The sequence below is a fragment of the Candidatus Galacturonatibacter soehngenii genome, assembly GCF_008830185.1.
In the GTDB taxonomy this organism is placed as follows: Bacteria; Bacillota; Clostridia; order Lachnospirales; family Lachnospiraceae; genus Lachnotalea; species Lachnotalea soehngenii.
In genome coordinates this window covers 140,203-166,791 of record NZ_WAGX01000004.1, presented here as the reverse complement: position 1 = coordinate 166,791, position 26,589 = coordinate 140,203, and the positions used below count along the sequence as shown (strand labels likewise).

Below are 26,589 nucleotides of genomic sequence, written 5' to 3'. Positions count from 1 at the left end.
ATCAACGGGGTATTTTATGCTATTCTTACTGTTTCGTTAATGGTTTTAAGTTTTTTAGTGATATATCCATAATTGGTGCAGAATGTGTTAATGCTCCGCTCGATATAAAATCCACTCCTAAGCTAGCAATTTCCTTGAGCCGTTCCTTTGTTACATTCCCAGAACATTCCGTTTGTGCTTTTGATCCAATGATTGTAAGAGCTTCTTTCATTGTTTCATTGCTCATGTTATCAAGCATAATAATATCCGCTCCCGCTTCAACTGCTTCCTTCACCATTTCTATGTTTTCTACTTCGACTTCTATTTTTCTTACAAATGGTGCATATTCCCTTGCCAATTGAATGGCTTTTGTTACACTTCCTGCTGCTCCTATGTGGTTATCCTTTAATAAAACACCATCGGATAAATTATATCTGTGATTTGTACCACCACCAATTGTCACTGCATACTTTTCAAATGGACGCATATTGGGAGTCGTCTTTCTCGTATCCAAAAGCTTTGTATGAAATTCTTCCAGCTCCTTTACAAATTCTTTTGTATACGTTGCTATTCCACTCATTCTTTGTAAATAGTTTAGAGCCGTTCGTTCTCCCGAGAGAAGTACACGAATATCTCCCTTTATTACACCTAGTAAGTCATTTTTTTTAACCGTATCACCCTCTTGGTAAAAACACTCAAACTCAACCTTCTCATCTAACAGTTGGAATACTCTTTCAAACACAGTCAATCCACAAATAATTCCATCCTGCTTACATATTAAATCAGCTTTTCCGATTATATGGCTTCTCATCACCGCATTCGTTGTCACATCTTCACTTGTAATATCTTCTTTTAAGGCTCGTAAAATATATTCGTCAATATTTACTTTCCAGTTAACACCATGCATCATAGAATTCTTTGTCCTTTCTTTTAATTTCCTCTAATATCAGTTGTTTGTTTATGGCCTCCCAATCATCTTGATTCATATACTTTTCTAGACTAACTTCTACGTAGCCTTCCTCCAAACATGTACCAGCATGCATCAAAACATAATGATTGGCTGCATTTCTTGCAAAAACAAGACTTTCAAGCAATGAATTACTCGCCAAACGATTTGCACCATGTACACCATTACAGGCAGTTTCTCCTACTGCATATAAGTGTTTCATTGATGTCGTACCATTAATATCCGTTTTAATTCCTCCCATTAAATAATGTTGAGCTGGCGTAACTGGTATTAAATCGGTCAATGCATCGTACCCTTCTTCTTTGCATCGTGCATAAATATTGGGAAAATGTCTTAATATCTTATCCTTACTAATATTCTCCATACTTAGATACACATAATCCACCTGATATCTCTCCATTTCCTTATGAATGGCTTGTGTCAAAAGATCTCTAGGTAATAATTCATTGACAAAACGTTTCCCTTCTTCATTCAACAAAATAGCACCCTCACCACGCACCGATTCCGAAATCAAAAAACGTCTTCCTTTCCTTTTTGAATAAAGAACCGTTGGGTGTATTTGAATGTAATTCATATTAGTAACTTCTATGTTATGGCGAAGGGCAAGCGCAATCCCATCCCCTGTTATCTGTGAAAAATTCGTGGAGTTTTTAAAAATGCCTCCCACTCCCCCTGTAGCCAGAAAAACCGCATTAGCATAAAAACAAAGAAGCTTCTCTTTTGTTTTTGCTGCTATTCCAATGCAAGCACCCTCCTGAATCAGTAAATCTATCATGGTTGTATATTCTTGTATTGTAATATTACTTCGTGTCTTTACTTCCTTTAATAACTTTTCAACAATCTCTTTTCCTGTTACATCTTGATGGTGAAGAATCCTATATTCAGAATGGCCTCCTTCTCTGGTATATTCAAAATCACCTTCACTCGTCTTATCAAAATCAACTCCGTATTCTAACAACCTTCTTATCACATCGTTTGAAGACAAGATCATTTCTTGAACAGATTCTGGATTGTTTTGGTATCTTCCTGCTTTTAATGTATCTTCAAAATAAACATCAAAATCCTCTGGTTCAAGTAAGGTAGATATTCCTCCTTGTGCCAGATAGGAATCACTAATATCTGCCTCTTCTTTCGTAACCATCAATATATTACAATTGCAAGGCAATGATAGGGCTGTAAATAATCCTGCCACACCTGTACCAACAATTATTGCGTCATATCTATTATTTTTCATTTTGCCAACTCCAACATCCTTATTAGCGGTCTATAGGCCTTTATTCTTAGATCCTCATCGATTTTTACTTCTGTTTTCATACTTTGCAAACTATCTTTTATTTTTTGCAATGTTATCTTTTTCATATTAGGGCAAAACTGCCTATGTCCTACCGAATAAAAAGACTTTTCAGGATTCTTTTTCTTTAAATCGTGTAAGATACCAAGCTCTGTACAAATCAAAAATTCTTTCTTTTCACTTTTGGTTGCGTAATTTATAATTCCTGAAGTACTGCCGATATAATCTGCAAGTTCTAGAATCTCCATTTTACATTCTGGATGAACCAGTATTTCCATATTTGGCTTAGCCGCTTTGGCTTTTAGCACATTTTCCTTTGTAATACTTGTATGGACATGACAAAATCCTTTATTAAAAATAAAATTTTTATCTGGAACTTGAGATGCAATATAGCGCCCAAGATTTTCATCTGGTATAAAATATATATTTTTTTGCGGCAAAGCCTTAACAATTTTTAGAGCATTTGAACTCGTAACAATAACATCCGAGAATGTTTTTAATCTTGCAGAAGAATTGATGTAACAAACAACTGCAAGATCTTTATACTGCTCTCTTATTTTAAGTATTTTCTCTTCTTCTGCCATGTTTGCCATTGGACAGTCCGCTAACACCTCTGGTAACAAGACTGTCTTGTCAGGACAAAGAATTTTTGCGCTTTCACCCATGAATTTTACTCCTGCAAAGCAAATCGTTTTCTGAGGTAATTTTGTAGCTATTTCACTTAAATAATAAGAATCTCCAATGTAATCGGCAATATCTTGTATCTCATCTGCTACATAATAGTGTGCTAGAATTACAGCATCTTTTTCTTGTTTTAGTTGATTGATCTCTTCTTGTATATTGTCCATGTGTTTCTCCTATTTCTAACAGCATTTCATTTGATATTTCTTAATTACTTACTATGACACGATTTTCGCTTTTTGTCAATATATATGTATATACACTTGACAATGCAGTATATGTTCTATTGCTTTACGGACCAATTTTATATATAATTGCATTATTAGAAAAAAAGGAGAATTGATTATGCTTCATGGAAATGGTGTTGATATTATTAAAATAGATCATTTGAAATATTTCTTAGATAAAATAGAAGATCCCTTTATAACGAAAACCTATACATCAAAAGAATTAGATTTGATTCTAAAAAGGCCCAATCCTGTGAACAGTTTGGCCACCCGCTACGCTGGAAAGGAAGCTGTGTTTAAATGTTTTGGCATACATGGCAATACTATTTTATTAAATGAAATAGAAATTTTAGAAAATGAATATGGTCAGCCAACTGTTTATCTTCATGGAAAAGCTAAGAATATAGCAAATCAATTGCACATAAATAGTATTTATCTTTCTCTTTCCTATGATACGGATTATGCAATTGCATATGCTGTCGCGGAAAAAGAATTTTCATCAAAAAATATAGATGCCTTTCAAATTTGAAAGACATCTTTTCTTTTAATAAAAGTAAACCAATTCTTCTTCTGGCTTCTCACATGCTGAAAGCTTCTTTGCATATAACACTGGCCCTTTACCCTTGTATTCTTTTCGGTATTCCACACGAACCTGAGCAGTTAAACGCACCCATTGTTTATGTTGTAATTTTTCTGCATTCTGACTTTTACAGATAAAGCCAATGAAAGAAATATCGTCTGCACAACAAGTCATTGCATGCCTGCCCGGAACAAAATTATCTTGTGCCAAATGTTTGGATTTGTACACAATTCCTGTAAATTCAACAGTTTTTCCATTGTATTTTTTCGGATTATCCATCGCATCCAAATACCATATACCATAATCCTCATCCGCAATCTCGATGATATCTGCATCCAAATCAAACGGTAGAAATTCCGCAGTATTTTGCGGATCTATATCTTCTCCTTCAAAATATACCTGTGCTTTTTTGTTTACTGCCTTTACACTTCTACGAAATGCCGCAAAATCCATTTCCTTTGAACATCTGTTAAAAATAACCATATCCGATTCGGTATAATGATTTACTAATAAGGAACGCATATTACTCATAAATGCCTCATATGTTTCACCATTAATCAAGGTTATGATTTGAATCACTTCCCAGTATTTAGGAAGCTTCATCTCCAAAATTCTCTTAGTATCCCACATTCCGTTATATTCCACAAATACTCGATCAGGATCGTATTTTACACTAATTTCCTTTAGAAATTCCTCTGTAAACTGTTCTTCTTTTTCCACCATTACAACAAAAGCGTTATTCTTCTTCAAAAAATCTGCTTCTAATTCTTCCATTCCTTCCTCACAAAGTATGATTAACGTTTTCTCTCCGCGCGAAAAATTAGGATCTTGTATGGTTTCTCGAATAAATAAAGTCTTTCCACTCTCTAAAAATCCCGTAAATAAATAAACTGGTATTTCCATATATTTGTACCATGCCTTTCAAATTCCTTTTACATCTAGTAACATTGTACGATTCTAAATTAATCTCTCTATTACAGGTTAAATAACACTTCTAATTCCTGCTCTTTTAGTTGGGTTCCTATCACACACAAACGACCTGTAACATCTGCTTCCCCTTCTCTAATATCATATTCACCTGGAACCAAATCAAAATGAATCCATGTACCCTCCTGCGAAGGAATAATACCTTTTGCTCGTAGTACCACTCCATATTCCGTTGTATCTGCTAATTTTTTTAATATTTCCTCTAACTCATGTTTAGCGAACTTCTTTGGTGTTTCCCTACCCCAGCTTGTAAATATATCTTCAGCATGGTGATGTCCTTCGTGATGATGGTCATGATCATGGTCATGTCCACAACACTCGTGGTCATGGTCATGATGATGCTCATGTCCTTGACCCCCGCAACACTCATGGTCATGGTCGTGATGGTGCTCATGTCCATGTCCCCCGCAGCACTCGTGGTCATGGTCGTGATGGTGCTCATGTCCTTGTCCACCGCAGCACTCATGCTCATGCTTGTGATGGTCATGACCGTGTCCGCAGCACTCATGCTCATGCTTTACTTCATCGAGTAAAGCTTTCGCCATATCTATTTTTTCTTCCATGGTTTCTCGAATAGTTTTGCTATCCAACTGCTCCCATGGAGTCGTTACGATTGTTGCTTGTTCATTATGCTCTCTGATTAATTTTACACAAGCCTCCAACTTATCCTCGCTTAATTTATCCGTTCTACTAAGAATAATTGTTTTTGCATTCTCAATTTGATTGTTAAAAAACTCACCGAAGTTTTTCATAAACATCTTGCATTTCATGGCATCTACAACCGCTACTAAACCATTTAATTTGATTTCCACATCTTTTATACCTTCGACTGCTTTAATCACATCCGATAATTTACCCACTCCTGAAGGCTCAATAATAACTCGATCTGGAGTATATTTATCCAATACTTCTTTTAAAGCTGTCCCAAAGTCTCCAACCAACGAACAGCAAATACATCCTGAGTTCATTTCCGTAATCTCTACACCAGATTCTTTTAAAAATCCCCCATCTATACCAATCTCTCCAAACTCATTTTCTATCAATACTAATTTTTCACCTTCAAAAGCTTGTCCAATGAGTTTCTTTATTAAAGTTGTTTTACCTGCGCCTAAAAACCCAGATATAATATCAATTTTTGTCATGTTAAATCCCTTCCTTTATTTCTTATTCTTGACGATATGTGAAATACTACCAAGTGAAATCCATATTTTTTTATTATACTCTTTTTTGTGAGAATATATCAAGTATTAGTGCTATATTTTTATTATCATTTAAGTATGAGTTTCCAATATATTCTTATGTAGACTTTACTAGTTTAAAACTATTATAATGAAAAATAAAAATACTTGTATCTTTTATCCTCTTTAAAATGTCTAATGTATGAAACTAGTTTCAATAAAAGAACTTCAATTATAACCAAGAGAGGACGTGTAAACTTGAATTCCAAAGAGGAATTACATTTAGTAAAAAAAGCAATGAAAGGTAATCCAAAAGCCTATGGAAACCTAATACATTATTATCAAGACTATTTATATAAAACTGCCTTCCTTTATGTTAAGGATGAAGATAGCGCTTTGGATATCGTTCAAGAAAGTATATTAAAGGGCTATGAATCCATACGCAAATTAAAACATCCTCAGTTTTTTAAAACATGGATTACAAAAATACTAATAAATAATAGCCTTACCGTTTTAAAGAGACGTAATTCAACCATTTCTATCGAAACAATAGAGGATATTACTAAATCTTATCTTCAACCTATGTTAGAAGAAAAATTAGATTTGTATGAAGCAATTGACAATTTATCAGAAATTTATAAAACGATCATAATCTTAAAATATTTTAATGATTTAAAAATCAATGAAATATCCAGCTTAATGAATATACCAGAAGGCTCTGTTAAAGCCTATTTATATCGTGCAAAGAAAGAGTTAAAACAATATTTAAAGGAGGACTATCTCTATGCAAAATGATTTTGATAAAATAAACGTTCCTGATAGATTAGATGAAGTGGTCAACGAAAGCTTGCTTTTAGTTCAAAAAAAACATCAAAAAATGGTACGACATAAACGAATCCTCATATCTGGTAGTATTGTTATAATATCTTTTTCTTTTTTGATTTTTGGTATGTCTAATCCCGTTCTTGCAAGCAAAATACCAATCATTGGTCACATATTTAAATATGTGGAAAAAGATGTTAGTTATAAGGGTAACTTTAGTACAGTTTCCAAGCACCCGTATGACAATACAGATACCATTAATAAACAGATAGAAGAAACTTCCAATTATAATTATTTGTCTCAAACCTCCAATGGAATAACAGTAACAGTCTCAGAAGTATATTATAACAGCAAGGCATTGTATCTTGGTGTAACCATTTTTAATGAGGAAGAATTTCCACCAGATTTTAATCGAACACAAAATATGGAAGATTATATTTTAGATTATGATAGAATCGAACTTTTATCAATAGGAAAACTAAGTTTTACAGAAAACAATCTAAACCCTTATTACATTGAAGGAAAATTTAAAGATATGAATACATTTGTTGGAATCATACGCATTGACCTAGCTCATTTGAACGTAGATGTTCCTGACCAATTTCAGTATGACCTAAATATCACAAAATTTTATGGAGACTTATTTGACCAAATAAGCACGGAAGGCAAAGATTATAATGGTAATGCTATGATTATCTATGATTCTGCCAAAAAAGAATACGAAGGTAACTGGAATTTTCAACTAGATGTATCGATTGATTTGTCTAAAACACAAGTAGTAGAAATAAACGATACTGCTGAAAATGGAATTGGTATTAAAAATGTTGAGAAAACACCTTATGAAATATCCGCAAAAGAAATTTTCCCTTCATCAGAAGTCGCTAACAATTACTTTTTAGCCATTTGCGACAACAATGGTGATTTATTGGATTTTCAGGGAGACTATGCATATACTTTCCAAGTATATGGCAGAGATACAAGTACTGTATCTATTTTTATCTGCGATTACATTCGTTATATGGACGAACTAAAGGGTTACTATTTTTCGGAAGATTACGAAGAGAAAAAGAAAACCAAAACATTTGCGAAGTACTTGGAAGAAAATTGCTTATATAGTACGTCAGTAACCTTTGAAACCAAAGATTGACATGGCAAAGAGCACGACAAAGTCGTGCTCTAACATAGAACTATATTAAAATTGGCAAATTTTAATTTCTTTTTGAAAGAACGTCACTTTCATATGTTTGAACTTCCTTAAGCCATTCAAGACCTACACCTGCATTTTGTTGCTGGCAATAATAATCCCATACCAATGCAAATGGTGCTGCTTTGAATTCTTCTTTGTAAGCCAAACGTGCGCTTACGTCTCCACTCTTTTCAATCTCTTTCATCTTATCAACTGGCTGTAATAATGCAGCTAACATTGCTTTTCTTGTATTTCTCATACCAGTTACCCAAGCTACAATACGATTAATAGAAGCATCAAAGAAATCAGTTGCAACATAAGTATCTTTTAACTTGTCCATACGTACTAATTCTTCCATGATTGCTCTTGTTTCATCGTCAAAGCTTACTACATGGTCAGAATCCCAACGAATTGGACGTGAAACATGAAGTAATACATTATCAGAGAAAGTAAAGATAGATGCTAATTTAGCAGAAACCACTTCTGTTGGATGATAATGTCCTGTATCTAACGTCATAATAATATGGTCTTTGTTTGCTTTCATTACATATCCCATGCAAAATTCATGAGAACCAGCGGTAAAGCTTTCCGCTCCAATACCAAATACTTTTGATTCGATACCATCAATTACACCTTCTACATCTTTTGTTGCCTCAAAGATTTGATCATAACTGTCTTTTAATCTCTGTCTTGGTCCAATGGTATCGATTGGTACTTCTTTATCTCCATCAGGAGTCCAGTGGTTGATTACGCATGGTTTTCCAGTCTTCTTATAGAAATATTCTCCAATCTGACGACAACGGATACCATGTTCAATCCAGAATTTACGAATTTCTTCATCATCAGAGGATAAAGTTGCTTTATCGCTCTTTGGATGTGAAAAATACGTTGGGTTAAAATCAAGTCCGATTCCTTTTTCTACTGCCCAATTCACCCATTTATCAAAATGCTTTGGCTCAATTTCATTACGGTCAACAAAACTATCCGCTTCTTGATAATTTGCATGTAAATTAAGTTTTAATTCACCTGGAATGTATTTCATAGCTGTCTCAATGTCAGCACGTAATTCCTCTCCGTTTCTTGCCTTTCCTGGATAATTACCAGTCGCTTGAATACCACCTGTTAACGAAGTGTCCTCTTTCTTTTCACATCCAGCTACATCATCTCCTTGCCAGCAATGCATTGAAATAGGAGTAGCATTTGCAATCTCAATTGCTTTGTCTACGTCAATACCATATTGAGCATAGAATTCTTTTGCTAATTCATAGCCTTTTTTTACATCGTACATTCTTTTTTTCCACCTTTCATATTATATAAATTTACTTTAATTGATAACTATATTTCACTTCAACTGCTAAAGCATATTGTAATTTGTATAGTATGTTAATAAAAAATCTGCTTTTCGTATTCATTATATACAAAGCAGACTTCTATAACAAGGACGTAATTTTTATATTTTTACGTCCTTATTTTCCTTATGAACTTCACATCGTTTTATCATTTGATTCTTTTTTGTCGCGATATTGTTTGGGACTTAATCCATATCGTTCTTTAAATATCCTATGAAAATAACTTGTATTATCATATCCAACCATATAAATGATGTCTGTAATTGGTAATTTAGTCGCGGATAACAGGTGTGCTGACTGGTTTAGCCTCTTGTTTTGTAATAGTTCTTTAAATGTGCTTCCAGTACTACTTTTTATCATTTTGCTAAGGCTGGAAATGGATTGATTCATACTTTTTGCAAGCGTTGTTAAATTCGCAGTCTTATAATTTTCTTCTATATATTTTAGCACTTTAATTGCAACTGTATTGTAGCTTTGATTTTGTTTATCATACTCAATTCTCTCTGTCTGATTCACTAGTTGCATAAATAAAAGGCCCATTGTTGTTTGGTCAATCTGTCTATGATTATGTTGTTTATTAATTAAATCCCACACTAGATTTTCAATCAAATTTTGAATGGGTATAATATCACATACCTTATAGTGCAGATAACTAGCCTGCGTTGTATTTTGCCTTAGCGTATCTACCAAAAAGTTACTTAACGCATTATCCTTATGAAGCATTGGTAATACTTCATCAAAAAATTCAGGTAAGATAATAAAATTAATACCAATATCCTCCATTCCAGCTGGAAGAATCTCATGATAAGAAAACTGATTTAAAAAGAGTAAATTCCCCTTTTCCAAAACAACCTTTGTATCTCCATTTATGATATGTGTTGTTTTTCCCGTACACATATACATGATTTCAATATAATTGTGTTTATGGGCAGGAAAATCAATAAAACGAGTATGTGTTCGAATATCAATTAAGCGTCCTTTTTCTAGCATTTTATTACTATCAATGGTAAATTCATTACTCGTTGTATAGATTTCTTTATTTATTTTCTTGTCACCAATCAGAATTCTTTTTTCTTCCTCTGTTACTGGTTTCAATCGATCCATTAACTCTGTATTCATGTTCTTCCCCTTTATCCCACGTTATCACTTGTCGTGAATTTAGAAATAGATGTGAGAATCTCACATCTATTTCATCATTGATATTTTATTTATAGAATAATTTTTTTCGGACATTTCTCTACGCATTTGCCACAGTAAGTACATTTATTATAATCAATATGTGCAATATTATCAACTACTTTAATTGCATCAAATTCACATACTTTTTCACACATTTTACAAGCAATACAACCAACCGAACATCCTTTCATAACATCTTTGCCCTTATCCTTTGAATTACATTGAACTAAGTGTTTTGCTGCATAAGGAACAAGTTCAATTAATTTTTTCGGACACTCTGCAATACACTTACCGCAGGCTTTACACTTTTCTTTATCTACCTTAGCAATTCCGTCAATAATGTGAATTGCATCAAAAGGACAGACTTTTACACAACTTCCAAAGCCCATACATCCATAGTCACAGGCCTTTGGTCCACCGCCCGGAACAAAGGCAAGCATCTTACAGTCTTGTACTCCGTGATATTCATAGTTTTGCTTTGTCTTATCACATGTTCCTGCACATTTTACAAATGCAACTTCTTTTATGGTTTCTCCTGCTGCAACTCCCATAATCTCGCCGATTTTGTCTGCTACAGGACTACCTCCTACTGGACAAGCAGAAACCTCTGCTTCTCCTTCTGCAATCGCTTTTGCAAGTGCATCACAACCCGCATATCCACAGCCACCGCAGTTATTTCCTGGAAGCGCATCACGGATTTGTAGTTCTTTTTCATCAACCTCAACTTTTAGCTTTTCACCTGCAATTCCCAGGAATAGACCTATTAACAAACCAGTCACACCAACAATGACAGCCGCTATTATTATACCTATTATACTCATGTGTAACCTCCTATATTAGACCTGCAAATCCAAAAAAAGCAATTGCCATTAGACCTGCAGTAATTAATACGATAGGTGATCCTTTAAACGAAGGAGAAACATCATTATATTCAATTTTTTCTCGGATACCAGCCATGATTACGATTGCTATGGTAAATCCAACGGCAGTTGCAAATCCATTTACAATACCACTTAAAATATTATATGATTTTTGCACGTTTGTTAGAGCAACCCCTAATACAGCACAGTTCGTTGTAATAAGTGGTAAGTATACCCCTAATGCCTGATAAAGCGAAGGACTCGTTTTCTTTAAAAACATTTCAACAAATTGTACTAATGCAGCAATTACCAAAATAAAAACAATCGTCTGCATATATTCTAAACCAGTATTTACAAGTACAAATTTATAGATAACACTTGTAAAGGCTGAAGCAATCGTTAATACAAAAATTACCGCTCCACCCATTCCACCTGCTGTTTCAACCTTCTTAGACACACCTAAGAATGGACATAAACCTAAAAATTGGCTTAATACAACATTGTTTACAAGTGCTGAACTAATTGCAATTATAATTAATTCTTTCATTTATGCCCACCTCCTAATTCAAGCCACAGTGGCTAGAACAGCTATCACATCCATCTTCGCCACATCCGCCACTTGTTTTTTTATCGTTATTTGCTACGTTATTCTTTACTTTATTTTGTATTGCAGTAAGCATGGCTAATACAAAGAATGCTCCTGGTGCAAGAATAAAGATAGTAATCGGTTCATAAGCGCTTGGCATTATTTGTTTTGAAAATATAGTACCTGCTCCGACTAATTCTCTTACTGCACCTATTGCAGTCAATCCAATTGTAAATCCAAGTCCCATACCAACTCCATCAAAAATAGATGGTACTACAGGGTTTTTTGAAGCATAGCTTTCTGCTCTTCCTAAAATAATACAGTTAACAACAATTAACGGAATATAAATACCAAGCGAATCATAAAGGCTTGGTACATAACCTTCTAGTAAAAATTGAACAATTGTAACAAAGGACGCTACAATTACAATGTAAGCTGGCATTCTTACTTTGTCTGGTATAATGTTACGAAGCATAGAAATTATCATATTTGACATAATAAGTACCACTGTTGTTGTAAGTCCCATACCAAGTCCATTTACCGCCGAAGTCGTAACCGCAAGAGTCGGACACATACCAAGCATTAATACAAAGGTAGGATTTTCTTTAATGATACCGTTAAAAAGTCTTTCTACTACTTTATTCATTACTTGCTTCCTCCTTTTGCAATACTATTAAAGTATACGATTCCTGCATTTACTCCATTTGTGATTGCATTCGTCGTAATCGTTGCACCACTGATGGCATCAATTTCGTTTTCAGCTGTTGCACCTGTTTTGGTATATGCAAAACTATCTACGTTCTTATTTGCATACTGGTCTTTAAAGGAAGCATCCTTTGCCTTCATGCCTAGACCTGCTGTTTCACTAATACGAAGTATTTCATATCCATTCACCGTTCCATCCAGACGGATTCCCATTGAAAATGTAATATCCCCTCCATATCCTTCACTCGTTGTAACCTGCATAACATAGCCAAGAATTGTTCCATTCGCATCCAGAGCTTGAACAGCCTCATCTATGGATTCTTGCTCATATCCTGCCTGACTTAATATTTGCATCGCATTTTCTTTATGAAAATTATCCAATTTATTAAATTCAGTCGCATCTTGAAATACTGCTTGAAACGATTTTTGTTTTGTCAAAGCCTGTTGTACTTTAATTGGATTCTTAGTTACTTCATAAACTAACCCAAGTAAAAGACCTGCAATCAACGTTATGATTGTTAGCATCGCTGCGTCTTTCATTATTTTTGTATTCATGCTCTTTTCTTCTCCTTTCCAAATGCTGTCGGGAGAGTAAATCTCTCAATAAGAGGCACTAATAGATTACTAAAGATAATTGCATAGGAAACGCCTTCTGCTGAACCTCCAAACAATCGAAATAATCCAGTAAGAACTCCCAAAATGATTCCGTACACAACTCTACCCTTCTGGGTTATCGGTGATGTTACATAATCAGTAGCCATAAACCACGCTCCAAGCATAAGACCACCGCCACATAACTGTCCCATTAGATAATTTACATCAAATCCTCTTCCAGAAAAAATTCCCACGAAAACAAGAAACGATAAAATGTAAGATGCTGGAATTGTAATTTTGATTACTCCAGTCGCTAATAAGAAAATTGCACCAAGCATAATTGCGATTACGGATGTCTCACCTATTGTTCCTTGCGTAGAACCTAAAAACATCTTCCAAGTATTCACAGTTTCACCACTCTTTAATAAGGCAAGTGGTGTAGCTCCTGATATTGCATCATATGTAAAGTTCGTCATTCTTCCTGTAAAAGATATTAATAGAAAGCAACGAGCACCTAGTGCTGGATTCATAAAGTTTTGACCAAGTCCTCCAAAAACCTGTTTCACAACTAATATTGCAAAGACACCACCAATGACAGGCATCCATATTGGAACGGAAGAAGGAAGATTTAATGCCAACAAAAGTCCTGTTACGGCGGCACTATAATCACCAATTGTAATTGGTTTTTTCATAAAATATTGATAAACGTATTCTGTAAGAACACATGTTATAACGCTTGCAAGAATAATAAATAATGCTTTCAGTCCAAAATTATAGATTCCAAATAAACTTGCAGGTAATAGAGCAATGAAAACCATTAGCATAATATTCCCGCTCGTAAATTTAGCTCTCACATGTGGTGACGCTGAAACGCTTTTTAAATCACTCACTTATAATCCCTCCTATTTCTTTTTATTCGCTAAAACTAGTAGTCGCATTGATTTTATCGACTGCGTTAAATGTCTTTTGGCAGGGCAAATAAAGCTGCAGCAACCACATGCACAGCATTCCAACCCATCATATTTCAAAAAGTTAGCTTCATCATTTCTTTCTGCAAAATCACCCAATCTTGCTGGAATTATTCTTCCTGGACAGACCTCTACACATTTTCCGCAGTTGATACAAGCAGATGGTTCAAACTTTGCAACATCATCTTCTGTTAGACATAACAAAGCAGACGATGTTTTTGTAGCAGGTACATCAATATTGTATATGCTAAATCCCATCATCGGCCCACCCGATATCATTTTTGCTGGTTCTTGTTTGAAGCCACCAGCCTCTTCGATTAACTCACTATAATTTGTTCCTGTGCAGACTAGAAAGTTACGAGGATCTTGAATCGCATTTCCTGTCACGGTTACAATTCTATGCATCAGTGGTTTTCCCTCAAAAACAGCCATATAAATTGCAACAATTGTATCAACATTATTCACAACACACCCTGCATCTGCAGGAAGCATAGAGGAATTAATTGCTCTACCTGTTGCTGCATAGATTAATTGACGTTCTGCTCCTTGAGGATATTTTGTTTTTAAGGCAACCACTTCAATGTTATCTTCTTTCTGTAATAACGATTTTAGCTTTTCTATACAGTCTGGTTTATTATCTTCTACTGCTAGAATTCCTTTTGCCTTATCAAAAAGCTTTAATGTCGCCTTCATTCCTCCAATAATCTTTTCTGGTTCTTCTAACATTCTTCTATAATCAGAAGTTAAATAAGGCTCACATTCAGCACAGTTAGCAATTACATAATCAATGGCATTGTCGTCTTTTGGAGTAAGCTTTACATGAGTAGGAAACCCCGCTCCTCCCATTCCAACAATGCCAGCTTCTTTAATCATTGCTCTAATTTCATCCTTTGATAATGCATCAAGAGGTTTAACATTTTGATACTCAACTTCTTCATAAAGTCCGTCGTTTTCGATGATTATTGAATTTATCATAGTTCCTGTTACGGTTAGTCTTGGTTCAATCGTTTTGACTGTACCAGAAACAGATGCATGAATATTAGCAGATACAAAGCCAGTTGCTTCTGCAATCTTCTGACCCTTTAACACTCTATCTCCTTTTGCAACAATCGGTGTCGCTGGCGCACCAATATGTTGTGACAGGGGATAAACCAGCTCACCTTTTGGTAAAACTGTTTTAATCGGTTTATCTTTCGATAAATCTTTTCCATCATAAGGATGTATTCCACCTTTAAATGTAAATGCTCCCATTTTGTCCGACCTTTCTGTTATATATTATTTTTTACGGAGTAACTTTTACAATCTAAGTATTGCGATACTACTCTGATTATAAATATACTAGATTTTGTATGCAAAATCCATACTTTATTTTTTGTAAAAATTGATGTATAATATATATAAAAATAAATAAATTATGTGAAAATTTTATCAATTTATGTGAGTTCAATCTTTTACTAACGAAAAAGAGAGACTTGCTTTTTTTATTTTTTCTAGATAAGATAAAGGTGTAACTAATATGTAATATATTTACTTACAATTGAGGAATGATAATGTATATAAGAACTTTCGATTTACATAGTGATTTAGACAACTTAAAAGGCTTTCATTTTATTTTACATCAACTCCTTTGTAAAGATGAGTTGAACCCTTGCGATGTCTTGATATTCGATATAGAAACAACTGGCTTTTCTCCTAAAAATACGTTTTGTTATCTGATTGGTTGTATCTATTTTCAAAACAATACCTTTAAACTGATTCAATGGTTTGCAGACTCTAGCCAAGATGAGAAAGAAATCCTAGAAGCTTTTTTTGAATTTTCTAAAGATTATAAAGCACTCCTTCATTATAATGGAAATGGTTTTGATATTCCTTATCTAATTCAAAAATCTTCTAATTATGAGTTAAATCAAACATTTCATTTAAAGGAAAGCATAGATTTATATAAGCTACTTTCACCCTATAAGAAATTTTTCAAGCTAGAAAACTTAAAACAAAAAACAGTAGAGACATTCTTAGACATTACACGCGAAGATAAATTTAGCGGGGGTCAATTGATACATGTTTATTCACAATACTTGATTCAGCCCGATGAAGAAGCAAAAAGACTACTACTTCTACATAACAAAGAAGATCTATGTGGATTATTTGGTTTACTTCCAATTCTCTCTTATCACGCTTTGTTTAATGGCTTATTTTCAGTAAAAGGGTTTGATGTAAAACCATACACAGATATGTATCATGAACAACAATTTGAATTTTTCATTGAACTAAAACTACAAGTGGAATTGCCAAAACGAATCTCATATGGGACTGGAGATTTTTATTTTATTGGTAATAAAAATACTGGCAAATTAAAAATCAAAGTAAACTCTAATGAACTAAAATATTTTTATAGTAATTACAAGGATTACTATTACCTTCCAAATGAAGACATTGCAATTCATAAAAGCGTTGCTTCTTTTGTTAATAAAGAATTTCGCTCAAAAGCCAAGTCATCCAATTGCTATATTAAAAAATCTGGGTATTTTCTTCCTCAGCATCAAACTATCGTTAGTCCTTGCTTTAGGGAAAATTATAACGATAAAAAAACATTTTTTGAACTTACCGATGATATCTTAAACAATGAAGCTTTAATAAAGAAGTATGTTCTACATATATTTGATGTTTTAATCCATAATAATTGACTAAAAAGGGGCTACACACTAGACAAAATTATCTGTGTGTAGCTCCTTTATAATAAAAACGAATTAATCTTTTGAATAAAAAAATGATTTATATCTTCCAAATCCTAATTCTTTGTATTGCATAATTTGTTCCGTACTACCAATAAACAAAATACCATCTTTAGCCAATGCATCATGAAATTTCTTGTATATTTCATCCTTTGCTTCTTCTGTGAAATAGATCAAAACATTTCTACATACAATTAAATTACACCCTGATGGATACGGATCCTTTAATAAATTATGCTGTTTGAATTCCACTCTTTGTTTGATTTCTTCTGATATCTGATAGGACAAACCGACCTTTGTAAAATACTTATTCAAAAACTCTTTTGGTACACTGGCAACACTTTTTGCATTGTATAGACCTACTTGAGCCTTATGTAATACCTGTTTATCAATATCTGTTGCTATAATCTTTATCTGGTTCAATGGCAGAAATTTTGATAATGCCATAACCAAAGAATAAGGTTCATCACCTGTGGAACAGGCTGCACTCCATATTTTTAAATTTTTGCCATTGGTTGATATCAATTTAGGAAATACCTCTTTCTCAAGTAGTTCCCACTGTTCTGGATTTCTGTAAAATTCTGACACATTAATGGTCAAATAATTAACAAACTCTTCAAACATCTTCGCGTCAACTTTAATGGTCCTTATGTAGTCATCATATGTTTTTATATTATTTTTTGTAATCAGTGTGTCAATACGTCGTTTCATCTGACGTTCTTTATATGCATCTAAATCAATTTTTGTAAGTTTGAAGACGTCGCCTTTAAATTTTTCATAACCTTCCATTTAGACAACTCCTTTGTATGTTATAGTCACGATATAATATTGGAAAAAGGGTATTTTACCCTGAAAACAAATTTATTTTCATATAAATAATAAGGAAAGCCTGTCTAACAGGTTTTCCTTATTATACTTATCATAAACAGATCATCATCATCTGCATATTATAAACTTATTCCTCTATTGATTCCTCAACTTCAGCTGTAGAATCTCCAGCTTCTTCGGCATTTTCTTCTAATGCCTTGATACTTAAACTAATTTTCTTGTCATCTGCATTAAAATCTACAACTTTTGCAGTGATTTCTTGATTGATTTTCAATACATCTGATGGCTTTTCAACGTGCTCTTTTGAAATCTGTGAAACGTGAAGCAAAGCATCTACACCAGCTTCTAATTCTACAAATGCACCAAAATCAGTCATTCTTGCAGCTCTACCTGTTACGATACTACCAACTGCATATTTTTTTTCAGCATGAATCCATGGATTAGTATTTTCAAATTTAAGGCTAAGTGCAATTTTGTCACCACTGATTTCTTTAATAAGAACTTTGATGGTTTCCCCAACTTTAAATACTTTCTTTGGATTTTCTACTCTCCCCCAAGACATTTCTGAAATGTGAAGCAGACCGTCAGCGCCGCCTAGGTCAATAAATGCACCAAAATCAGTTACATTTTTAACTGTACCTTCTACTACGTCACCAACTTTAATTTTTTCAAATAATTCTTTTTGTAATTCGTTTTTCTTAGCAACTAATAATTGCTTACGATCACCAATGATTCTTCTTTTCTTAGGATTGAATTCGCTAATTACAAATTCAATTTCCTCACCTGCATACTTTGCAAGATTTTTTTCATAAGTATCAGATACTAAACTTGCTGGAATAAATACTCTTGCTTCATCTACAACAATGCTTAATCCACCGTCTAAAACTTTATCAACTTTTGCTTTTAACACTTCTTTGTTGTTAAATGCTTCTTCTAATCTCTTGCTACCTTTTTCAGCGGCAAGTCTCTTATAAGTTAATAAAACCTGTCCTTCGCCGTCATTTACTTTTAATACCTTTACTTCCATTGTATCTCCAACAGAAACTACTGTTGTTAAATCTACGTTTGGGGTATTTGTATATTCGTTTCTAGTGATAATTCCATCTGACTTGTAACCTATATTTAAGATGATCTCATCTTCTTTGACATCGATAACAGTGCCTTCAACTACCTCCCCTGTACGTATTGTTTTCAATGATTCTTCAAGCATTTCTTCAAAACTCATTTCTGACATTTGAATGAACCTCCTCAATAATATTATTTGGGGTTGAAGCCCCTGCTGTAATACCTACGCTACCAAAGAACTGCAAGGACTGCGTATCCAAGTCATCTAGTGTCTGTATATAGTAAGTATTTTCACATTCATCTTTACAAATTTCAAATAACTTTTGCGTATTGGAACTATGCTTGTCTCCAATGACAATCATAGCATCAACCTGACTGGCAACTCGACTGGCTTCTACTTGTCTTTCCTCCGTCGCATTACAAATCGTATTTAAAACAATTATATCATAACCCTTTTTTGAAATAATTTCAACTAAATCTTTAAATTTATTGTAGTTAAATGTCGTTTGTGACACAATACACACTTTTTGATTATTTGATGCACTATAATTATTTGCTTCTTCTATATTTTCAATCACACTAACTTTAGAATCGCACCAACCTTTTATTCCTTCCACTTCTGGATGCTTGTCATTACCAATAATAACAATTTCATACCCTCGTTGTCCATATTCTTTTACAATTTTATGAATTTTTTTTACAAATGGGCAAGTTGCATCCACATAATTGATTCTTTTTTCGTTTAAAATATCGTATATTCTTTTTGCAGTACCGTGAGATCGAATAATAACGGTACCCTCTGTGATTTGATTTAATTCTTCTTCTGTGTGGATTACCTTTACACCTTTTTTCTCCAAATCCTTTACGACTTCTTCGTTGTGAATGATTGGTCCATAGGTATAGATGTTATCCTTTCCCACTTGTTCATATACAGTTTCAACTGCTCGTTTTACACCAAAGCAAAAACCTGCTGTCTTTGCTAATACTACTTTCATTTATTTCCTCCATTCACCATTTTAATAACCGTATTGATCACTTGTTCAATACTCATATCGGAAGAATCAATAAGAATTGCATCTTCTGCTTGCTTAAGAGGAGCAAACTCTCTTGTACTGTCTCTTCTATCTCTTTCAATAATATCTTTTTCTATTTCTTCTATATTACAGGACAATCCCTTCTGCGTCAACTCTTCATATCTTCGTTTTGCACGAACTTTTGAGCTTGCAGTCAAATATATCTTAATATTGGCATTTGGTAAAACATAAGTACCAATATCTCTACCATCCATAATAACATCTGCCTTACTCGCCAATTGACGTTGCAAATCAACAAGTTTAAATCTTACATCTTTATTTGCCGAACTTACAGATGCCATGTTCCCTACTTCTTCTGATCGAATAAATGGATTTACATTCTCTCCATTTAATATTACCAATTGTTCTCCATTATAATACTCAATTGTAATATCTACCTCTTTACTAGCAAGACTCATTTTGTCTGTTTCATCAGGCTTAATATTCTTTCGAATCATATAAAGTGCCATTGCACGATACATTGCACCTGTATCTACATATATATATCCTAATCTTTTCGCTATTTCTTTTGCTATTGTACTTTTACCTGCTCCTGCTGGTCCATCAATTGCTACACTAAAGCTCATACATTTTATCCTCTTTCCTATTTATAATATTATCCTTACGAATGGTATTTACCATATACTACTTCCCGCAGCATATGCACTTGACCAGGCAATCTGTAAATTAAATCCGCCCGTGAGTGCATCCAAATCCAAAACTTCTCCAATAAAATAGAGTTGCTTCACCAATTTTGATTCCATTGTAGATGGATTAATCTCTTTTACTGACACTCCACCTTTTGTTATAATAGCTTGGTTATAATCACATAATCCAATCAGTGTTAATTCTAAATTCTTTATTAAGGATACAAATGATAATCTTTCTTCTTTTGTGATCTCATTTACTTTTTTATCTGGATGAATGCCGCTTAAATCAATCATAATCGGTATTAGTTTAGATGGAAACAAGCTTGTTACTGCATTCTTAAATTGCTTGTTTTTATAGTTCTCAAACTCTCTTACAAGTCTCATGTCAAGTTGTTCCTCTGACAAAGCAGGCTTTAAATCTATAATAAGCTTTAGAGAATTCTTTTTTATTTTATCTGCCGCAAAGCTACTTGCACTAAGCATCAAAGGGCCACTTACACCAAAATGGGTAAAAAGCATTTCACCAAAATCACTATAAAGCTGTTTTTTCCCATCCAAAATACTTGCTTTCACATTTTTAAGAGAAAGTCCTTGTAATTCCTTTACAAAGTTTTCCTTTACTTTAAATGGAACTAACGAAGGGGTTAATCTGGTTATCGTATGTCCTGCTTTTTTAGCAAAATCATATCCATCCCCCGTAGAACCTGTCGTTGGATATGACAAACCTCCTGTCGCTATGATTACATGTTCTCCATATACTTTCTTCCCATTATCTAGGCATAGCCCCTTTGCTTGTCCTTCCTCAATTATGATGTTTTTTACCTTAGTTTTTAAATTTACAATTACTCCATTTTTTTGTAATTCTTTGCCTAATGCATTTATTACATCAGATGAGTGGTCAGAAACAGGGAATACACGATTTCCGCGCTCTATTTTTGTTTTTACTCCTAATTCTTCAAAGAAATCTATTACATCATAATTATTATATCCATAAAATGCACTATATAAAAATTTTCGATTCGAAATCACATGATCAAATAATGTATCCATATCACAAGCATTGGTAATGTTACATCTTCCTTTCCCTGTGATGAAAAGCTTTTTTCCTAACTTTTCATTTCCATCAAAAAGAATTACCTCATTATGATTTCTTGCTGCATATATTGCAGCAAACATTCCGGCAGCTCCTGCGCCTACGATTAAAACTTTACTCATTTTATTCTCCTGGTCCAAACTCTTCCATCAAATGATTTCCCAAATAATTCATTTCATCATTATTATAAATCTGGTATTCATTCCATATACGCTCTAGCTCTTCTAAATTGTGAATTACTTTATTCTTTTGTTTCATGCATATCCCAACTACTAACGCATTGATTACACTCAAAGGGGCTACCAGGGAATCTACAATGGAAACCATATCACTTTTCGCAACCAAATTACAAGACGAATATAAATTAATCGGTGCATGTATATCATTGGTAAGAGTAATAACCTTTGCGTTTCTATTATTTGCAAATTCTAAGGCCTTTAACGTACGCATAGAATATCTAGGAAAGCTTATTCCAACTATTACATCATCACTGTTGATTCTCATCATCTGTTCAAAAATTTCTGTTGTACTGTTTGTATCAATAACTAGAACATGGTCTAGTATCATATTCAGATAGAATCCTAAAAAACTGGCCAGTGGAGCGCAACTTCTAAGTCCAATAATATAGACTCTCTTAGCTCCAATCAATATGTCAGCAGCCAACTCAAATGCTTTTGCATCCAAATGCTCCATCGTATGTTTAATTTTTTCCATATCCGAAGTAAGAACATTCTCCAAAAGTTGTGACTGGCTATTATGCCCATATGTAACTTCCATTTTTTCCATTCTACTTAATCGCTTACTCACAAGCTCTTCAAGCGCCTTTTGAAACTCTGGATAGCCTTTAAATCCAAGCCCCATAGCAAAACGTACCACTGTAGATTCGCTGACTCCTACCTCTTTTCCTAATTTGGTCGCAGTAAAAAAAACTGCTCTATCATAATTTTCTAAAATATACGCAGCCAGTCTCTTTTGTCCTTTGCTAAGCGTATTATATTTTAAATTAATCACACGAATCAAATCTTTTGTATTCTTCATATACAATACCAAGTCTTTTCTTTCTTAGAATATTCAACGATTATTGCATTTTTCAGTATAACATATAATCAAAAAAAAATATACTGCAAACATGGTTTGCAGTATATTTAATATTTCAATTCAGCTTCATAGGTCTTTTACTTAAACGGGATATGAACCGTTTACTACATCTGCAACCGTAGGATCTATCTTCGTTTTTTGCGCCTGTCTATATTTAAAAAACTCCAATGCAACTTGTGGAAACAATGCGTAAGTCAATACATCCTCGTCCTGCTCTTTCCACTGTGCCATCTCTTCTTCTATAGCAGGTAATTCATCCTCTAACAAATCGGCAGGTCTGCAAGTAATTGGTTCCTTATCTCCTATGACCTTTCTTTGTATCTCTGGATCAAATGGTTTCACAGTCACCCCATACTCACCGCTAAGTACTGCCTTTGTTTCTTTGGTTGCAATTTTATAGCGTTCTCCCATAAGTACATTTAATACTGCCTGCGTTCCAACAATCTGTGAGGATGGCGTAACAAGTGGTGGTTCACCCAGATCTTTTCGAACTCTTGGAATCTCTTGTAATACCTCGTAATACTTATCCTCTGCATTTTGTTCTTTTAATTGAGAAACCATGTTGGATAACATTCCTCCTGGAACCTGATATAACAATGTCTTAATATCCACTCCTAATACCTTATTACTCATAAGTCCACTATCAAGTGCTTCTTCTTTAAATGGCCTAAAATATTCTGCAATTTCTGCTAGTATTTTTTGATCAAGTCCTGTATCAAATGAACTTCCTTTTAATGTCTCCACCATTACTTCTGTTGCTGGTTGACTGGTTCCTAGTGCGAATGGTGAAATTGCTGTGTCAATAATATCACATCCTGCCTCAACAGCCTTTAGATACGTCATAGAGGCCACTCCACTTGTATAGTGTGTGTGTAATTGAATTGGTATACTTATCGCTTCCTTTAAGGCCTTTACAAGCTCTTCAGCTTTATATGGCAGTAATAGCCCAGCCATATCTTTGATACATAAAGAATGGGCTCCCATATCCTCAATCCTTTTTGCAATCTCAATCCAGTAATCCAGAGTATATGCATCACCTAATGTATAAGCCAAGCCAACCTGAGAGTGTCCTCCCTCTTTGATGGTTGCTTTCACTGATGTCTGTAGGTTTCGAAGATCATTCATACAATCAAATATGCGGATGATATCAATTCCATTCGCAATCGACTTTTGAACAAAGTATTCTACCACATCATCAGCGTATGGTCTGTAACCTAATATATTTTGTCCTCTAAAAAGCATTTGTAATTTGGTGTTTTTAAATCCAGCTTTTAATTTTCTAAGCCTATCCCATGGATCTTCCTTTAAGTATCGCAGTGAGGCATCAAAAGTAGCACCACCCCAACATTCGACACTGTAGTATCCCACTTTATCCATCTTTTCAATAATTGGAAGCATTTGGTCCGTTGTCATTCTCGTAGCCATCAAGGACTGATGTGCATCACGTAACACTGTTTCCATAATCTTGACTGGTTTTTTATCTACTTCTGTCATCTCCTAAACCTCCTATCAATTTTTTCAATCTTGTAATTTGTACGAATGAACTAGATAAGGTAAATCCACTCTCTATTAAAAAACTCCGAAAATCGCCATAAATGTTCCAGCCGCTACTGCCGTACCAATAACTCCAGCAACATTTGGTCCCATTGCATGCATTAATAAAAAGTTCGTTGGGTCAGCCTCTGCCCCTACCTTTTGTGATACTCTAGCAGCCATTGGTACAGCTGAAACCCCTGCAGAACCAATTAATGGATTTATCTTTCCTCCGGATACTTTGCACATTATTTTACCAAATATTACTCCTCCTGCAGTACCAAAAGCAAACGCAAACAAACCTAAAACAACTATTTTCAACGTGTTTAAATTTAGAAATGCCTCCGCACTCGTAGTTGCTCCCACTGATGTTCCTAGTAAGATAACTACAATATACATCATCGTATTCGATGCAGTTTCCACTAACTGCCTCACCACACCAGACTCTTTAAATAAATTGCCAAGCATTAACATACCTACAAGAGGCGCCGTAGATGGAAGAATTATTACAACTACTATTGTAACAACAATAGGAAATAAGATTCTTTCTAGCTTAGATACATGCCTTAATTGTGCCATTTTTATTTTTCTTTCATCCTCAGTGGTTAATAGCTTCATAATTGGTGGTTGTATAATAGGTACCAAAGACATATAAGAATAAGCTGCTACTGCAATTGGTCCCATCAAAGCACTTTGTCCTAATTTTCCAGCAAGAAAGATTGAAGTAGGACCATCTGCCCCGCCGATAATTGATATGGCTGCTGCTGCCTTATCACTAAATCCTAATAATATGGCTATCAAATAAGCCATAAATATTCCTAATTGAGCGGCTGCTCCTAACAAAAAACTACTAGGATTTGCGATGAGAGGTCCAAAATCAGTCATACACCCTACTCCTAAAAAGATTAACGGTGGTAGAATTGCCCATTCATCTAACAAATAAAAATAATGTAATAACCCACCTACTCCATTTGAAGAATCTTCTATAGATAACATAATATCTGGATATAAATTAACTAATAACATACCAAACGCAATCGGAACCAATAATAATGGCTCATACTCTTTGCGAATTGCCAAATACAAAAAAACACATGCAACTACTATCATCAAAAAGTTTCCCCATTTTAAATTAAAAAAAGCTGTTTGATGAAGCAGGTTACTCATCGTGTCTATCACGTATTCCATCCTTTTAACCTCCCATTAGAATTAACTATTTTTTCTAGTTTAACGTTGCTAATGTTTTACCTGCTTCAATTGCATCTCCAACCGCTACGTCTATACTAGCAACAGTGCCATCTTCTGGGGCAACTACAGGAATTTCCATCTTCATAGCTTCAATTACAACGATAGTATCCCCTTTCTTAACCGATTGACCAACACTTGCTTCTACTCTAAATACCTTTCCTGCCGCTCCAGCTTCAACAATAATTGCTCCCTTTTGTCCAACAGATGGAATCGAAGGTTTGGTTGATGATGTAGTTTGATGTGGTGTTATCGTAGGAACTTTTGGTACACCCAAAGCAGCTGGCTTCCCAGCTATATTTGCTCCTTCATGCTTTGTTACTTCCTCCACTGTTACATCATAAACATTTCCGTTAACCGTAATTGTATAATTTTTCATTCTTGTATCCTCCTATTTACTAGTATAACCATCATTTTTTATCTCTTCTTTTAATGGATCTAACTACAAAGCCATCAACAGAGGTATTGGTTGCCGATGCAATGGCTGCTGCAATAACTGCGACCAGTTCTAAATCATCCACCTCTTCATTTAATACTTCTTCCTTCACTGCGGGTTGTGTTTTTTCCACTTCTATTTTTAAATTCTCATTTTTACTCTTTCCTCGTTCTTCCCATATTCGAATGTATTTGAACAAAGAAATTAAAAATGTAATAAAAATTAATATTGCAAAAACAGTCCCCATTCCCATTAGGGTATTTAATCCGGCTTTACTCATTTTCTCAATCAAAGAATTTTCTTTCTCCATCAAAATACTAAGTACGGTCAAATTTTCATCAAATACTACAGTTAACGTAATATCTTTTTGGGTATAATCAATCAATAATTTTGTTGTGATTACATTTTCACTCTCTTCGACTGCAAAATCTCCAAATGCAACAAATTCTCCAATTTCATCTTTGACATCAGCCCATGACTGAACCGCTTGCGAAGTAATGGTATCTGCACTTTTAATATATTGTTCAATCTCTTCCTCTGTAAAACTTGATAAGCTTGTATACAAACTTTCTGAATTGGATTTTAGATCTTCTGCAGTATAACCATTATAGCTTTTTGTTTCAGAATTTGCACTGGTGTACAATAACGTAGAAAAAACAAGGGTAAATAAACATAATATTGTTATTATTTTTTTCAT

At 34.1% G+C, this 26,589-nt stretch carries 27 protein-coding genes; 4 read left to right on the top strand and 23 right to left on the bottom strand.

All coding sequences use genetic code 11. From position 1 onward, the window contains the following. Nucleotides 1–25: 25 nt before the first annotated feature. Genes nadC through nadA form a run of 3 tightly spaced genes read right to left on the bottom strand, consistent with a single transcriptional unit; the run spans nucleotide 26 to nucleotide 3,085 of the window. A complete protein-coding gene (gene nadC, locus F7O84_RS03350; RefSeq protein ID WP_151143658.1) occupies nucleotides 26–886 on the bottom strand; it encodes a carboxylating nicotinate-nucleotide diphosphorylase in 861 nt (286 codons plus the stop codon). Beyond that, complete coding sequence (locus F7O84_RS03345) at nucleotides 873–2,180, bottom strand: L-aspartate oxidase (protein ID WP_151141949.1); 1,308 nt, start codon at nucleotides 2,178–2,180, stop codon at nucleotides 873–875. Before F7O84_RS03345 ends, nadC begins: the two co-directional genes overlap by 14 nt. After that, nucleotides 2,177–3,085, bottom strand: a complete 909-nt coding sequence (gene nadA / locus F7O84_RS03340; protein ID WP_151141947.1) for a quinolinate synthase NadA — start codon at nucleotides 3,083–3,085, stop codon at nucleotides 2,177–2,179. The genes F7O84_RS03345 and nadA overlap by 4 nt, the downstream gene beginning before the upstream one ends. 178 nt (nucleotides 3,086–3,263) lie before the next feature. Between nadA and acpS the strand changes: the two genes are divergently transcribed. Next, nucleotides 3,264–3,674 (top strand): holo-ACP synthase, encoded by a 411-nt coding sequence (acpS, locus tag F7O84_RS03335; RefSeq protein ID WP_151141946.1) that lies wholly within the window; start codon nucleotides 3,264–3,266, stop codon nucleotides 3,672–3,674. A gap of 15 nt (nucleotides 3,675–3,689) precedes the next feature. On the opposite strand, the gene F7O84_RS03330 is transcribed toward acpS, so the two are convergent. Continuing rightward, the gene (locus tag F7O84_RS03330) at nucleotides 3,690–4,628 is read right to left on the bottom strand and encodes a TIGR03943 family putative permease subunit (protein ID WP_151141944.1); all 939 of its coding nucleotides are present in this window, start codon (nucleotides 4,626–4,628) and stop codon (nucleotides 3,690–3,692) included. A 71-nt stretch (nucleotides 4,629–4,699) separates the two neighbouring features. Beyond that, nucleotides 4,700–5,854 (bottom strand): GTP-binding protein, encoded by a 1,155-nt coding sequence (locus F7O84_RS03325; RefSeq protein ID WP_151141942.1) that lies wholly within the window; start codon nucleotides 5,852–5,854, stop codon nucleotides 4,700–4,702. Between the two features lie 294 nt (nucleotides 5,855–6,148). Between F7O84_RS03325 and F7O84_RS03320 the strand changes: the two genes are divergently transcribed. Together F7O84_RS03320 and F7O84_RS03315 are read left to right on the top strand one after the other, a co-directional pair. Beyond that, nucleotides 6,149–6,685 carry a sigma-70 family RNA polymerase sigma factor gene (locus F7O84_RS03320; protein ID WP_243140792.1) on the top strand — a complete coding sequence of 179 codons (537 nt, stop codon included), beginning with the start codon at nucleotides 6,149–6,151 and terminating at the stop codon, nucleotides 6,683–6,685. After that, nucleotides 6,675–7,859, top strand: coding sequence for a DUF4179 domain-containing protein (locus tag F7O84_RS03315; protein ID WP_151141939.1), 1,185 nt, complete (start codon nucleotides 6,675–6,677; stop codon nucleotides 7,857–7,859). The genes F7O84_RS03320 and F7O84_RS03315 overlap by 11 nt, the downstream gene beginning before the upstream one ends. Before the next feature lie 61 nt (nucleotides 7,860–7,920). On the opposite strand, the gene F7O84_RS03310 is transcribed toward F7O84_RS03315, so the two are convergent. From F7O84_RS03310 to rsxC, 8 genes are all read right to left on the bottom strand, one after another. After that, nucleotides 7,921–9,186: an L-rhamnose isomerase gene (locus tag F7O84_RS03310; protein WP_151141937.1), complete on the bottom strand. Its 1,266-nt coding sequence runs from the start codon at nucleotides 9,184–9,186 to the stop codon at nucleotides 7,921–7,923. Nucleotides 9,187–9,382: 196 nt separating this feature from the next. Continuing rightward, nucleotides 9,383–10,366, bottom strand: a complete 984-nt coding sequence (locus tag F7O84_RS03305) for an AraC family transcriptional regulator (RefSeq protein WP_151141936.1) — start codon at nucleotides 10,364–10,366, stop codon at nucleotides 9,383–9,385. A gap of 89 nt (nucleotides 10,367–10,455) precedes the next feature. Continuing rightward, nucleotides 10,456–11,247, bottom strand: coding sequence for an RnfABCDGE type electron transport complex subunit B (locus F7O84_RS03300; protein WP_151141934.1), 792 nt, complete (start codon nucleotides 11,245–11,247; stop codon nucleotides 10,456–10,458). Between the two features lie 10 nt (nucleotides 11,248–11,257). Then, nucleotides 11,258–11,833, bottom strand: coding sequence for an electron transport complex subunit RsxA (gene rsxA, locus F7O84_RS03295; RefSeq protein ID WP_151141932.1), 576 nt, complete (start codon nucleotides 11,831–11,833; stop codon nucleotides 11,258–11,260). Nucleotides 11,834–11,846: 13 nt separating this feature from the next. Further along, entirely contained in the window at nucleotides 11,847–12,518 is a 672-nt protein-coding gene (rsxE, locus tag F7O84_RS03290; RefSeq protein WP_151141931.1) for an electron transport complex subunit RsxE, read from the bottom strand. Then, nucleotides 12,518–13,132, bottom strand: coding sequence for an RnfABCDGE type electron transport complex subunit G (locus F7O84_RS03285; protein ID WP_151141929.1), 615 nt, complete (start codon nucleotides 13,130–13,132; stop codon nucleotides 12,518–12,520). The genes rsxE and F7O84_RS03285 overlap by 1 nt, the downstream gene beginning before the upstream one ends. Continuing rightward, nucleotides 13,129–14,061 carry an RnfABCDGE type electron transport complex subunit D gene (locus F7O84_RS03280; protein WP_151141927.1) on the bottom strand — a complete coding sequence of 311 codons (933 nt, stop codon included), beginning with the start codon at nucleotides 14,059–14,061 and terminating at the stop codon, nucleotides 13,129–13,131. Before F7O84_RS03280 ends, F7O84_RS03285 begins: the two co-directional genes overlap by 4 nt. Nucleotides 14,062–14,073: 12 nt before the next feature. Continuing rightward, a complete protein-coding gene (gene rsxC, locus F7O84_RS03275; RefSeq protein ID WP_151141925.1) occupies nucleotides 14,074–15,390 on the bottom strand; it encodes an electron transport complex subunit RsxC in 1,317 nt (438 codons plus the stop codon). A 299-nt stretch (nucleotides 15,391–15,689) separates the two neighbouring features. Here rsxC and F7O84_RS03270 point away from each other — a divergent pair, with 299 nt between their 5' ends. Then, nucleotides 15,690–16,823 carry a ribonuclease H-like domain-containing protein gene (locus F7O84_RS03270; protein WP_192451639.1) on the top strand — a complete coding sequence of 378 codons (1,134 nt, stop codon included), beginning with the start codon at nucleotides 15,690–15,692 and terminating at the stop codon, nucleotides 16,821–16,823. Between the two features lie 63 nt (nucleotides 16,824–16,886). Here F7O84_RS03270 and F7O84_RS03265 read toward each other — a convergent pair whose 3' ends face one another. The 10 genes from F7O84_RS03265 to F7O84_RS03220 all read right to left on the bottom strand — a co-directional run bounded on the left by F7O84_RS03265 (nucleotide 16,887) and on the right by F7O84_RS03220 (nucleotide 26,589). Continuing rightward, nucleotides 16,887–17,660 (bottom strand): CheR family methyltransferase, encoded by a 774-nt coding sequence (locus tag F7O84_RS03265; protein WP_151141921.1) that lies wholly within the window; start codon nucleotides 17,658–17,660, stop codon nucleotides 16,887–16,889. 166 nt (nucleotides 17,661–17,826) lie between these two features. Then, nucleotides 17,827–18,933: a 30S ribosomal protein S1 gene (gene rpsA, locus F7O84_RS03260; protein WP_151141919.1), complete on the bottom strand. Its 1,107-nt coding sequence runs from the start codon at nucleotides 18,931–18,933 to the stop codon at nucleotides 17,827–17,829. Continuing rightward, nucleotides 18,914–19,759: a 4-hydroxy-3-methylbut-2-enyl diphosphate reductase gene (gene ispH / locus F7O84_RS03255; protein ID WP_151141917.1), complete on the bottom strand. Its 846-nt coding sequence runs from the start codon at nucleotides 19,757–19,759 to the stop codon at nucleotides 18,914–18,916. The genes rpsA and ispH overlap by 20 nt, the downstream gene beginning before the upstream one ends. Beyond that, on the bottom strand, nucleotides 19,756–20,424 hold the full coding sequence (gene cmk, locus F7O84_RS03250; RefSeq protein ID WP_151141915.1) for a (d)CMP kinase: 669 nt from the start codon (nucleotides 20,422–20,424) through the stop codon (nucleotides 19,756–19,758). The genes ispH and cmk overlap by 4 nt, the downstream gene beginning before the upstream one ends. A 48-nt stretch (nucleotides 20,425–20,472) precedes the next feature. Then, on the bottom strand, nucleotides 20,473–21,702 hold the full coding sequence (locus tag F7O84_RS03245) for a BaiN/RdsA family NAD(P)/FAD-dependent oxidoreductase (protein ID WP_151141912.1): 1,230 nt from the start codon (nucleotides 21,700–21,702) through the stop codon (nucleotides 20,473–20,475). Nucleotide 21,703: 1 nt separating this feature from the next. Further along, a complete protein-coding gene (locus tag F7O84_RS03240; RefSeq protein ID WP_151141910.1) occupies nucleotides 21,704–22,618 on the bottom strand; it encodes a MurR/RpiR family transcriptional regulator in 915 nt (304 codons plus the stop codon). A 141-nt stretch (nucleotides 22,619–22,759) separates the two neighbouring features. Beyond that, nucleotides 22,760–24,172, bottom strand: coding sequence for an oxaloacetate decarboxylase subunit alpha (locus F7O84_RS03235; RefSeq protein ID WP_151141908.1), 1,413 nt, complete (start codon nucleotides 24,170–24,172; stop codon nucleotides 22,760–22,762). Between the two features lie 75 nt (nucleotides 24,173–24,247). Then, entirely contained in the window at nucleotides 24,248–25,399 is a 1,152-nt protein-coding gene (locus F7O84_RS03230) for a sodium ion-translocating decarboxylase subunit beta (protein WP_151141906.1), read from the bottom strand. Nucleotides 25,400–25,433: 34 nt separating this feature from the next. Further along, the gene (locus tag F7O84_RS03225; protein ID WP_151141904.1) at nucleotides 25,434–25,835 is read right to left on the bottom strand and encodes a biotin/lipoyl-containing protein; all 402 of its coding nucleotides are present in this window, start codon (nucleotides 25,833–25,835) and stop codon (nucleotides 25,434–25,436) included. A gap of 31 nt (nucleotides 25,836–25,866) precedes the next feature. After that, nucleotides 25,867–26,589, bottom strand: a complete 723-nt coding sequence (locus F7O84_RS03220) for an OadG family protein (protein WP_192451638.1) — start codon at nucleotides 26,587–26,589, stop codon at nucleotides 25,867–25,869.